The following is a 12,317-nucleotide window of genomic DNA, read 5'->3' as shown; positions in this document are numbered from 1 at the left end:
TCCCAGACTCCAAGAGTAATTGCCTTTGGCGGGTAATGTTCTAGCTAGGTTAGCCAACTCTTATTGGCTCATACCCAGATAAATTTTGATTGACTTCAAGTTGTTACAAAGGCTACTATCCTACTCAATCTAGTTTTAGATTTTTGTTACAGAAATATGTAGCTAATTGAAGTGGACTTACCAGAGCAAAAAAACTTTATTGAGCTTGCCTCAAAATTATCTTGAAGTCTTTTTGTGCTTTCACTCGTTTTGATTCCTATAAAAACCATAACATACATCTCACTAATTTATTTGCCGAATCTCAAATTATTTCTTTACTAGATAGAAGATTATCCTTACAATCTTTAATAGCCATAAGTTACACGCTCAAAAGTTGCCAATTATTTAAATTATTGTTCATAGTCAATATGTACAGTTAGATACTTTTGGATATTTGATAAAAGTATTTAAAACTAATGTTTTATAACAAAAACACAATTTGTTATTTTTCACTTTAAAATTCGTCATGAAAGTAGATTCAATTAAGGTAAAAGCTAATAAGCTTTTAAAGATTGTCTCTTGCTTCTCGTTTCCAGTCTCTAGCTGGAAACGAGGTTTTAAAGGAGTTTTAGCTGAAGTTGGTACCTGTGCAATTAGCGCTTGTGATGATTTCGCATGGCCTTATGAATCTTTTTCCAGCGTTCTTTCTCGGCTAGTTGCATCCTCTGGTCTTGTTTGCGGGTAAGGTAATCGAGTTCTTTTTGCAACTTTTGGTAGCTGAGAAACCTGGAATAATCAAGTTCTCCTTCAGCCAAAGCCTGCTGCACTACACAACCGGGTTCGTTATTATGCTGACAATTGCGAAAATGGCATTTTTGCGCCAAGGTTTCTATATCTGTAAAAGTTTCTTGCAAACCTTCGTCACCTGCCCAAATTTGGATTTCCCGCATTCCTGGCGTATCAATAATTAATCCACCAGTAGAGAGCAAAATTAATTCACGATGAGTTGTTGTGTGTCTACCTCGGTCATCACCTCGCCGTACTGGTTGTACCACTTGCACAGATGTGCCTTGTAGTTGGTTAGTGATGGTGGATTTACCAACACCAGAAGACCCCAACAAAGCAACTGTTTGTCCTGTTTGCAGGTAAGGTTTTAAGGCATCTAATCCTTGATGATTGGTGGCACTTAAAACTACAATTGGTACACCCAAAGCAACTGCTTCTACTTGTGCTAAGTACTCTTCTAGAGAGTTGCACAAATCTGCTTTGTTTAACACCACTACTGGATTTGCACCACTTTCCCAAGCCAGAATTAGATAACGTTCAACTCTTCTAGGGTTAAAATCGCCATCCAGCCCAGAGACTAAAAAAACTGTATCAATATTAGCTGCAACAATTTGTTCTTCTGTTTTACTACCTACCGTCTTGCGGGAGAATTTGCTTTTCCTGGGTAAAATCTCGTTGATGGTAGCTCGTCTTTCAGATTCTCTTACACTAATAACAACCCAATCTCCCACTGCTGGAAAGTCTTGTGGTTGGGAAGCCCGATGCAGCAATTTGCCTGCAACTTCTGCTGAAAGTTCTCCCTTTTCACTATAAAGGGCGTAAGTATTTCTGTATTCAATGGCAACCCTACCAACACTAAATCCTTGTAAGCGATAGGGTTCAAAGCTGCGAGCAAAAAAGTCACTCCAGCCTAAATAATCCAAATTCATTGATGTTTCCTCGATGTGTGCTACTTGTTTTGCACAAGGTTCCACAGAGGAGGACATTTCTATGCAGGGAAGCTCCCAACACAATAATGTCTGTAAATTCTAGTTTTCTATTCCTGTAGGAAAGAGGACTGAACAAGAATCTCTGTGCCTTGTGTCCGTTGGGTTGGTCAAATTAACCCGGACTGGTAGCAACTCAGTCATCGTTCGTCCTCCTTATGTACTACAGTAAATAATCTACATTACTACATTAGCCTATTCCAGAAAATTCGTTTAATTGATTTCTGTTCGTGCAGTGCAAGCGCGATAGGAAGGCAACAGGGAATTGGGAATTGGGAATTGGGAATAGTTAAAAAGCTTATTTGAGCTATCTGATTTTTTTCAAAAATCAAATATGAGTCCTATATTAAGCTTGCTTTGCTCTTAACTCCTAACTTCTGTCTTTTTCAAATAGCTCTTTGTCGCACCTGTGGGCCATCAAGTCCTTGTTTAATCCAACTCAGGCATTCGTATTCGGATTTGAATAATTTTGGAGCTGCAATATTATTCAATAACTCTGGTGGATAATGGTCATAAAAGCATTTGTCTCCTTCTTGGAAGATAATAATCAAATGGTTACGGTAAATGTAGCGAGACTTAAAATAGTCTCTCTGGTTAACAAAGTCTGAATTTTGCTCGATATGTTCTTTTGCAATGTCAATGATATTACTAACGGTATTTCCATAGATTCCTGCTGGGTTTTCTGCTTTATGAAATTGGCTTCTGCGACCAATTTCAGATAGCAATTTATAAGAATAAATCTCATAATTATCAACTTTCCCAAAAACGAATGGAATGATGAGATATCCTTTGTAGGAGACTGACCTTTCATAAAGAAGACGACTCATCTTAAGCTCCTTTGGCGTAACTGCTTTCAAAAAATGCTTAAATTACATACTAAAAATCAATACTTTTCTTTTTAGATATATTTATGTATCACCTAAACCCTCATCACCATTTAACAAAAACGGTAATAGCCGTTTTTGTCAAGAATAAAGAAATATCAAGCATTAACAGAAAAGTACTGAAACAGTAATTATCGCTCTTTTTTTATCGCTAAACATTAGATATATTATAAAATTTATAAATTTCATTCTGTGGGACTATTTCCTTTGATCCTTGCGCCTTGCCTTTCAAGACCATAAACTCAGTTGATTGGGCGGATGCTCAAGGTTATTCCAAGGTAAGGGTGGAACTGGTGTATCACTCTGTTCTAATAGCTGTTGGAAGTGACGAGCTATGTTAGCCGATCGCGCTTCTATTGGACAATGAACAAAGAAATAAATTCGCACTCCCGCCTGTAACCATTGCTGAATCTGCTTTACCCACTCTTCCATAAACGGCTGATTCACTGATAAATTTGGATGGGAAATAAACCTAATCAGAGTAAAAGGTGCTGTCACACTCAACTGCAACGGTAATTTGGGTTTACGTCGTTCTGATTGTAACTGGGGGTCATCATCTCCAGTGTAAATGGGGCGCGAGTCTAAAAGTACCCGTCCTACACCTAGCTTTTGTAAAAGCGCTGTCAAATTACTAGCATGGGGTTCTCTGAACCAATCGGGATGACGAACTTCTAGGGCTAGGGGTGCATCTGTGCGTGGCCAAGCTTCCAGAAAGTTAGCCAAATCGTCAAACAATGCAGGTGCATAACTGGGTGGTAACTGGGCAAATATTGGGCCAAGACGTTTACCTAAAGGGCGCATCCCTTCCAGAAATTTTAAAGCCGCCGGAATATAAGGTTGTAGCAACCCTTGATGAGTAATATCTCGCGGTAATTTTAGACAAAATTCAAAACCTGCTGGGGTTTCGGCAGCCCAACGGGTTACTGTTTGTTGGTTAGGCGCGGCATAAAAGGTGGTGTTACCTTCTACAGTGGTGAAGCGGCGACTGTAGAGATGCAGAAAATCGGCGGTGCGAGTACCTTGGGGATAAAGTTCGCCCACCCAACCTTTATATGCCCAAACAGCACAACCAATAAAAAAGTTCACAATGCCTAAAAGCCTTGATGTATCATATTCAATTTTACAGGTTGGTTGTAAATTCCTGACTCTTCACGGCATCTGGAAAACCTCTCTCTAAATCTCTCTCCTAAAAGGAGAGAGACTTTAAATTTTCCCCCTTCCCGCGTCGGGAAGGGGGTTAGGGGGTTAGGTTCTTGGTGGACTTTTCTACATAACGTGAAAAATCAGCCATAATTTAAGGTGCGTTAGCAAAGCGTAACCAAGCTTTAAGTACAAAAAAGGGCTTTGTTGGGTTGATTTAAGAAAACCTAACATCGATACAGATTGTTAGGTTCGGTATTATTCAAACCAACAAAGCCTTATATTTTTTCAAGCTAAAAGTTTGCTGCTCCCGGCATTGAAAAGACTTAACGACACTGGCGATATTTGACGTGATAAACCAACCCTCGGTGGGCGAGGTCAAAGGAGTCAACAGTTGCCATACCTTGACCACTGGCGGTCATCGCAGCATTTACCCGCATATTTACACTGTCACCACAGCGTGACCAAACATCAGCCACAGTCACTAATTGATCACGAACGTTGTAATCACTTTCGCCGTTAAATGTCCGGGAAAAAACAGGGCCACGCTGACCAGCAAAAAAGTACTCTGCTCTTAGTCTGCCAATTGTGCTAGGAGCAACATAGCCCCGATAATCAGCATCGTAGAGGGAAATTTGAAAGCCTTGGGGGACTTTAATTGGAATACTTAAGTTACAGTTTTTGCGTCTTTCTTCTGCTTTATTCCCTACAGCTATAAACTTATCAAATAGAATACTTAGCTCTTGACCATCGGGACTGACATTTACACTAGCAGATCCTTCAGGGCAGCCATTACCACCATATTCTGCACCTACAATTTCCACTTTGTCGTTAGCAAAAGCAGGGCCGACGGAAGCTGTTATCAATGTAGCCGCAGCTAGAAAAGATTTGATAAAGTTGATAGATGTTGTCTTGAAATTTTGATTATTCATAACTCACCTGTTTTGAGTATTTGGATAGTGTTAGCTCCAAATTCGTTGCGGCTGATTCCGGAAAACTGATCGTTAAAAAAATCAGTACCAACCATATTTAAATGGGGGTAAAGCCCATGTATAACTTATGACAACCTGATAGATTCTTGATATTAAAGAATCTAAAGCAAACTTATTTCCGGTGAAATAATTAACGCATTAATAGGGGAAGTATAAATTTGCAAACTAGAGGAATCTGTTCAAAGAAGCCAAAACATAGACTATTAAAGCCATAATAGACATCTCAAAACTATCGAAAAGTTAGCTATTTAACTTACCGAAGCTACATCTGCGTATTGAAATTTAGGTAACTAGAATTAAACTGAATTAGTTATAGAAGTATCTAAATTAAATTCAGTATTCTGATTTAGAGTAAATACGTAATTAATGTATGACTACTGAATAAAAAGCAACACTTTTCCTCACTAAATAAAATATTTAGCAATCTACAATTAGCGATATTTTTCTCTAATTAATTCTAGTTTTTGACTTCTAACTTCTTAGTTAAGCCTTGGATATTTAATCTGTACTTCCTTAATGACTAAATATTTTATATTGTGTTCCCGTAAAATTGACTAGGCGATCGCAATTAATGATTTAACCGCCAGGCAAGGGCACAGCATTACTTATGCGTGTCAACTTAGGTACTTATACTAATACCTTTGGGTTAAGGGCTACTGGTAAAAATTTTGGGTTTTTGAGACGCGATAAATCGCCGTCTCTACAAGTGTTTTGGCCTTTTATACTCAAAAAAATTGGGTAGCACACCTGTGCTACCTGACTCTGTGTCGTAGTGCAACATCAGTTATTGATAAATTTCCCCATCAGGCATAATTGCCCCAGCTAAGTTAGCGCCAATTAATTTAACCAAAAGGCGCTCACCAGAACGAATCCGCGCTCCTGTTAAGTCGGCTCCTCGTAAGTCGGTTCCACTGAGATCCGCACCAATTAAATTAGCACCACGTAAATTCGCCTCCCTGAGATCCGCTAAAAGGAGGTTTGCCCGAAATAAATTTGCTTCAGATAAATTCGCCCCTCTGAGGTTGACTTTGTGCATAAAAGTGTCGCTGAGATTAGCACCACTCAAGTTTGCATAACTTAGATTTCTGCCAGATAAGTCTTTGTTACTCAAATTTGCCCGACTGTAGTCTTTGCCACTCAAGTCTGAGTTTTGCTTCGGTGGTGGCTGGGTTTTTTGAGATGGTGTTTGCTGTTGATAATATGACGGTGAAGGTGAAGGTGAAGGTGAATTAGATATAGTTTGATGTTTGGTTTTTAGAGAGCGCAATTTTTCACGAGCTTCATTTATGGCTTTCAGCTTGTCTTGTGCTTTCTGCTGTAAACGGAGATTTTCTTTGGGAATGCGATCGGGATGCCAAACAAAGACTAAATCTTTGTAAGCCTGGTTCACTTCTTCAAGTGTTGCCCCAGGCTCTAATTCCAAAATTCTATAGTACCGCTCCAGATCGCTCATACGATATTTTGGTGGACAATCAACTTAATTATGAGTGATGGAGCCATGTATTCGCTGCATCTTTTGCCACTCCGTTGCTTTCTCATCTTTCCATCTCCCGACTTCTCCAGCGAGCGATCGCTCTTAAATATGCTGCAACTGGAATCTGATAAATTTCAATAACAATCCAAACAATAATTGATAAATGTGATAAAAAGGTCAATACTGTCCAAATATATGGTGTCCAAGTAATGGGTTCCTTGAGGTCAGCAGGAAAATAGTAAGCTACTATGCCAATTAAAGTAGTGGGAAGAATTACAAAAACTGCTGCCGCTAGTCCATAACCCCAACCTAACTCCACACCTTCTAACTGGCCTTCTGTCCAACTAAACCCATTCCAACGCCAAGTTAATGGTGGTTGTCTAGAAGGCATTTTGATTTGCTGGATTTCTAAGTTGACTGTAAAAATCTCTTGACAAAAGTCACAAGCCATAGCTTCCATCAATGGCATGTGAGAAATCTTACCTATTCGACAGACTGGGCAGGGGTAAACTCCATAATAGTCGAAAGATTGGGCTAAGATTTTGGAACTGGGCATAATGAAACTGATGATCCTAAAAAGTTGATCTGGTAAATGAGGACTTGGGTCAGAATAATATATGGCGATCGTCAATTGTCTGCAATCAGCTTTCGCAAGGTGAAATCACAAGTCAGGAGAATTACAGACGTTTTCTTTTGCATGAAGTACAGGGGGCAGGGGGCAGGGAGCAGGGGGCAGGAGATAGTAATTCTTTGTATCTGGTTTTAAGTCCTGTATTTTGTACCCTATTTAAAAAGCAAACTGGTGTATATGTTTTTAGGAATTACGCATTTACAGGAAAGACCAAATATAGATTATTTGAAAAACTACATCTGTCTTAGGGGCAATTGATTATAGATGTAAAGCGACTTAAGGCAGGTTATTTCCCTACAATGCGAGTCTTCACTCCTACAGTTGTACTGAGTCTATCGCTTTTTTGTGGTTTATTGGGGTCTTGACACCGCCTATTCTTCCTGTTAATGTTACCTTAAATAGGTATATTTATTAATTTTTCCAGCAAAAGCCCCGCAAATGCTTAAAACAAGTTCTTACTTTTATTTTTGGTCGAAGGTGGTTCACCGGGAGTGAATGTAGTTTCCTAATGGAAACCGCCCGGTGAACCGCAGAGCAAACTCTGCGGTTTTTGTTGTTTTAAGGAGAATTTCATCGTCATGACTTATTTAAGTAGCTGGTTTTATGGCTTTTACTTTTGGCCCAGATTAAGTTCCGGGTAAGTAGCGTCATGTCGATGAATCACAACGCGCCCGGAACTCTTCAAAGGTTCCGGGCTTTTTTGTTATCACTGGGGACTGGAAAACAACTCTTACCTTAATACCTAATACTCAATCCATAACTTTTCAGGAGAATGAAACCATGATTAATGCTAAACTTGCCGCACAATCTCATCCAAATCACCAGACAATCGTTAAAATCTCAGAAAAAGTCGCTTTCGGAGGCGAAGAACTGGTAATTATCGGCGGGCCCTGTACCGTTGAAAGCTTAGAACAAATGGAAATTGTCGCCCAAAAGCTATCTACTACGTCGATACAGGGGTTACGTGGCGGTGTCTACAAACCTCGCACATCTCCTTACGCTTTCCAGGGTATGGGTGAGGAAGGATTGAGGATTTTGGCTAGGGTGCGATCGCATTACAATATGCCAGTTGTCACTGAGGTGATGTCCATTTCCCAAATTGAAGTAGTCGCCGCCCACGCTGATATGCTTCAAGTTGGTAGCCGCAATATGCAAAACTTCGACTTGCTCAAAGCTTTAGGACAAGCTGGTAAACCAATATTACTCAAACGTGGTTTAGCCTCGACAATTGAAGAATTCGTCATGGCTGCTGAATATATTCTTAGCCACGGGAATCCTAATGTGGTATTGTGCGAACGCGGTATCCGCAGTTTCGATGATTACACTCGCAATGTCCTAGATTTAGCGGCAGTGGCAGCACTTAAGCAAATAACTCACCTGCCTGTGATTGTAGATCCTTCCCATGCTGTCGGTAAACGGGAACTGGTAGCACCTGTGGCTAGGGCTGCGATCGCTTGCGGTGCTGATGGATTAATTATTGAATGTCACCCAGAACCAGAAAAATCTGTTTCTGATGCCCGTCAAGCACTCTCTTTAGAAGATATGGTGCGTTTAGTTGATAGTTTAAAGCCTGTAGCAACAGCCGTTGGGCGCAATATATCAGATGTCGGGGCGGGTTTATCACCTGCCCCGATTTTTTGTGCTGCTTGAATGTCAGTTGAGGGCGGGCGATCGCTTAAATGTCTAATTCCAAATATTTATTTTGGCTGAATGACAAACTGCGATCGCCTTCGTAAAATAAAATTGTTGCTTATTTATACCATTTCTGTATGAAAATGCGCTAAACCATATTAGGAGTGAAGTATAAGAAAAAACGAACCGCAAAGGGCGCAAAGTACACAAAGTAAAGAAAAAAAGAAAGAGAGAGAGAAAATTTGGCGCAGCCTCACAAAGAAATGGTATTACGCACAAGTTATGGAATAACTTAGACGCAAAGCCGCTTACCGCAGGCTACCGCAGAGGTGCAAAGGAATGGGAATTTGAGAAATATTTTGCGTAAGTTCTGATATAAATAAAGTCACAAAAAAGTCACACAAGTTTAACAACAATTTCTTTCCAAAAGGGGTAGGCTAAAAAAGGAATTATTAGTACACTAATGTTTAGTTTAACTAACATTCTGCTTATCTAATTAGAATTAATCGCAACCAACCATTTTGCAAAAAATGCGATGTCTAACGACAAGCTAGTTGTCTGTCTCATTAATTCTGAAGAGTTATAAAAGTTCGTAGTAAGGACTTTAGTCCTTGATTTGAGCGATAAATCGCTCACTACAAACCTAGCAAAATTAATGCGATAGACCACTAGTACGTGTATGTGCTTCCCCTTTCGCCAAATTGTTAATATGCGCCGTTTAGTTTCTATTCAGACGATAAAGCCTTCGTCCTTGGCTGCTCAAACTATTCCTAGCTTTTATAACGTTATTCAAAGAGGACGATTTTCACTACTTGTATTAGGTCTAACTTACTTGTGTGCTGCCTGTAATGCTTCCGAAGCCCAATCAAGTGGAAAAGAAGCAGGAAAAAAGCGAGCCGTGCCAGTGGTGGTTGCCAGTGCGACTCAAAAAACGATTCCAATACAGTTATCGGCTACGGGGACAGTTGAAGCATATTCTACGGTATCTGTCAAATCTCAAGTAGGTGGACAACTTACTGGAGTCTATTTTCAGCAAGGACAGAACGTTAAGAAAGGAGACTTGTTATTTAAAATTGATTCTCGCCCTCTACAAGCCGCGCTGATGCAAGCTAATGCTGCCAAGGCTAAAGATTTGGCTCAGGTAAAACAGGCACAGGCTAATGTGCTAAAAGCGATCGCTCAAGTGAACCAGGCAAAAGCGAATGTCGTCAAGGATAAGTCCCAGGCAACAAATGCAAATGTGCAGGCTCAACGTTATAGTAGTTTGCTCAAGCAAGGGGCAATCAGTAAAGAACAGTCAGAACAGTATCAGACTACTGCTGCTGCTCAACAGGCAACGGTGCAAGCAGATCAAGAGGGAGTGGCAAATGCTCAGGCTGCGGTGGCGGCAGCCCAAGCAGATGTACAAAATGCTCAGGCGGTGGTAATGGCAGATGAAGCTGCGATCGATAATGCTAAAGTTCAGCTTTCCTATACTTCCATCTACTCACCAATTGCTGGACGCACGGGTAGTCTGAAGCTAAATCAAGGCAACTTGGTAGAGGCGAATGCCACCGATCCGCTCATTACAATCAGTCAAATTCACCCGATTTACGTCAACTTTTCCATTGCCCAGCGATTGCTGCCAGATATCAAAAAATACAGTGCTAATAACGGCAAGTTAGAAGTCGATGCTTTACCTCCTAAAGATGCAGGGCGGCCAGTACGAGGCGAACTTACCTTTGTTGATAGTGGAGTCAATACTCAAACAGGCACAATTCAACTTAAGGGTACTTTTGCCAACACTGACGATCGCCTGTTTCCGGGGCAGTTTGTTAATGTAGTCCTCAAACTGAGCGAAGAACCAAATGCCATTACTGTTCCTTCCCAGGCGGTACAGAGTGGGCAAAAGGGACAATTTGTGTATGTGGTCAAACTCGATAAGACCGCAGAAATGCGGGCAATTACCGTCGGCGACACCGTTGAGAACGAAACGGTAATTAAGCAAGGGTTGAAACCGGGTGAGCAAGTAGTTATTGATGGACAATTCAACCTAGTGCCTGGTGCCACAGTCCAAGTGAAACCGGAGGTAGGAAGCAGGGGGGCAGGGGGAGCAGGGGGAGAAAGGTAAACTCCTCACTCAGCACGGGTAAACGCTCCGTTACTGCTAACAGCACTCATTACTTCTCAATCAGCGCTGGCTCAACGCCCATCTACCGCTAACAGCAATCTTTACTCCTTACTTAGCACTCAGATGAACATTTCCGAGCTATTTATCCGGCGACCAATCATGACGACTCTAGTTATGGTTGGCATTTTGATATTTGGGCTGATCAGTTACCAACAGTTACCCGTTAGCGACTTACCCAATGTGGATTATCCAACACTCCAGGTAACAGCTAATCTGCCCGGAGCTAGCCCAGAAACGATGGCTGCCTCAGTCGCAACTCCCTTAGAGCAGCAGTTTTCGAGCATCGCGGGATTGAGTTCGATGAACTCTACCAGTTCTTTGGGTACTACACAACTGACGCTGCAATTTGACCTGAATCGGGATATTGACGGCGCAGCGCAAGATGTCCAGTCTGCGATCGCTAAGGGAGCAAAGCAGTTACCGACAAATATGCCTAATCCGCCATCTTACCGCAAGGTAAATCCGGCAGATCAGCCAGTCCTTTATATCTCCCTCAATTCGTCTATTCTGCCCCTCTCAACTGTAGATAAGTACGCTGACACATTACTAGCACAACGCCTGTCAATGGTGGATGGAGTAGCGCAAGTGCAGGTGTTTGGTTCCCAAAAGTACGCGGTAAGAATTCAGCTTGACCCGGAAGCGCTGAGTGTCAAAGGCATAGGAATCGATGAAGTAGCTGATGCGATCGCTAATGGAAATGTCAATCTGCCTACCGGGACACTTTACGGTAAGCAGCAAAATTCTACGATTCAAGCAAACGGTCAACTCAATGATGCCGCTAGCTATCGCTCCCTAAGTGTGGCTTATCAGAACGGCGCACCAGTGCAGCTAGGAGAACTAGGTCAAGTTCTGGACAGCGTGGAAAATGACAAGATTGCGAGTTGGTATTTTCCTGTCAAGAAAGAGAGTAAAAGCGCAGGGGAGAAATCTAAAATCGTTCGACTGAGCGGAGCCGAAGTCCAAAATTCTGGTGTGCGGGCGATCGTTTTGGCAATTCAGCGCCAACCGGGAACTAATACCGTTCAAGTGGTGGATGCAATCAAGAAACTGTTACCCAGCTTTCGGACACAGATTCCCGCAGCTGTGAACATGGATATTCTCTACGATCGCTCCCAATCAATTCGCGAGTCGGTGGATGATGTACAATTCACGCTGTTACTCACCATCGCTCTGGTGGTGCTGGTAATCTTTCTATTTCTCCGCAATATCTCTGCTACAGTTATTCCCAGTCTTGCAGTACCGCTTTCGATAGTAGCGACTTTTGGAGTCATGGTACTACTTGGCTTCTCGCTCGATAACCTATCACTGATGGCGTTGACCCTTTCAGTAGGTTTCGTGGTAGATGATGCCGTAGTCATGCTAGAGAATATTGTCCGCCACATGGAAATGGGCGAAAGCCGGATGGAAGCAGCCCTAAATGGTTCTAGAGAGATTGGTTTCACAATCTTATCTATGACCATCTCTCTGGTAGCAGTATTCATCCCAATCCTTTTCATGGAAGGCATTCTGGGGCGACTGTTCCGGGAGTTTGCCGTTACTATTAGTGTTGCAATCTTGGTATCTGGCGTAATTTCCCTCAGCTTGACACCAATGCTATGTTCCAGATTCTTGAGTCCACCTCATCATGAGCAGGAGGGTAAGAG

At 41.7% G+C, this 12,317-nt stretch carries 9 protein-coding genes; 3 read left to right on the top strand and 6 right to left on the bottom strand.

The annotated features are described in order from the left end of the window. Positions 1 to 632: 632 nt before the first annotated feature. From rsgA to GNF10_RS19235, 6 genes are all read right to left on the bottom strand, one after another. Complete coding sequence (gene rsgA / locus GNF10_RS19260; protein WP_185580759.1) at positions 633 to 1,694, bottom strand: ribosome small subunit-dependent GTPase A; 1,062 nt, start codon at positions 1,692 to 1,694, stop codon at positions 633 to 635. A 443-nt stretch (positions 1,695 to 2,137) separates the two neighbouring features. Further along, complete coding sequence (locus tag GNF10_RS19255) at positions 2,138 to 2,578, bottom strand: hypothetical protein (RefSeq protein ID WP_185580760.1); 441 nt, start codon at positions 2,576 to 2,578, stop codon at positions 2,138 to 2,140. Between the two features lie 285 nt (positions 2,579 to 2,863). Next, complete coding sequence (locus GNF10_RS19250) at positions 2,864 to 3,721, bottom strand: DUF72 domain-containing protein (RefSeq protein WP_185580761.1); 858 nt, start codon at positions 3,719 to 3,721, stop codon at positions 2,864 to 2,866. A 380-nt stretch (positions 3,722 to 4,101) separates the two neighbouring features. Then, complete coding sequence (locus GNF10_RS19245; RefSeq protein ID WP_185580762.1) at positions 4,102 to 4,707, bottom strand: DUF4360 domain-containing protein; 606 nt, start codon at positions 4,705 to 4,707, stop codon at positions 4,102 to 4,104. 844 nt (positions 4,708 to 5,551) lie between these two features. Beyond that, positions 5,552 to 6,220, bottom strand: a complete 669-nt coding sequence (locus tag GNF10_RS19240; RefSeq protein ID WP_185584803.1) for a pentapeptide repeat-containing protein — start codon at positions 6,218 to 6,220, stop codon at positions 5,552 to 5,554. Between the two features lie 82 nt (positions 6,221 to 6,302). Continuing rightward, the gene (locus GNF10_RS19235; RefSeq protein WP_185584802.1) at positions 6,303 to 6,797 is read right to left on the bottom strand and encodes a hypothetical protein; all 495 of its coding nucleotides are present in this window, start codon (positions 6,795 to 6,797) and stop codon (positions 6,303 to 6,305) included. 831 nt (positions 6,798 to 7,628) lie between these two features. Here GNF10_RS19235 and aroF point away from each other — a divergent pair. The 3 genes from aroF to GNF10_RS19220 all read left to right on the top strand — a co-directional run. Then, the gene (aroF, locus tag GNF10_RS19230) at positions 7,629 to 8,522 is read left to right on the top strand and encodes a 3-deoxy-7-phosphoheptulonate synthase (RefSeq protein WP_311774191.1); all 894 of its coding nucleotides are present in this window, start codon (positions 7,629 to 7,631) and stop codon (positions 8,520 to 8,522) included. Between the two features lie 691 nt (positions 8,523 to 9,213). Beyond that, on the top strand, positions 9,214 to 10,614 hold the full coding sequence (locus tag GNF10_RS19225) for an efflux RND transporter periplasmic adaptor subunit (protein ID WP_260446172.1): 1,401 nt from the start codon (positions 9,214 to 9,216) through the stop codon (positions 10,612 to 10,614). 123 nt (positions 10,615 to 10,737) lie between these two features. Then, a partial coding sequence (locus GNF10_RS19220) for an efflux RND transporter permease subunit (protein WP_185607203.1) occupies positions 10,738 to 12,317 on the top strand: 1,580 nt, incomplete at its 3' end.

Origin of the sequence: Nostoc sp. UCD121 (assembly GCF_014222285.1) — a bacterium.
Lineage (GTDB): Bacteria > Cyanobacteriota > Cyanobacteriia > Cyanobacteriales > Nostocaceae > Nostoc.
Note: the sequence above shows the minus strand (reverse complement) of the source record. Positions and strands in the feature narration are given on the sequence as shown.

Coding starts and splice junctions, on each gene's coding strand:
- GNF10_RS19255 (WP_185580760.1), bottom strand. CDS start 2,578: ATGAGTCGTCTTCTTTATGAAAGGTCAGTCTCCTACAAAGGATATCTC.
- GNF10_RS19225 (WP_260446172.1), top strand. CDS start 9,214: ATGCGCCGTTTAGTTTCTATTCAGACGATAAAGCCTTCGTCCTTGGCT.
- GNF10_RS19245 (WP_185580762.1), bottom strand. CDS start 4,707: ATGAATAATCAAAATTTCAAGACAACATCTATCAACTTTATCAAATCT.
- rsgA (WP_185580759.1), bottom strand. CDS start 1,694: ATGAATTTGGATTATTTAGGCTGGAGTGACTTTTTTGCTCGCAGCTTT.
- GNF10_RS19240 (WP_185584803.1), bottom strand. CDS start 6,220: ATGAGCGATCTGGAGCGGTACTATAGAATTTTGGAATTAGAGCCTGGG.
- GNF10_RS19235 (WP_185584802.1), bottom strand. CDS start 6,797: ATGCCCAGTTCCAAAATCTTAGCCCAATCTTTCGACTATTATGGAGTT.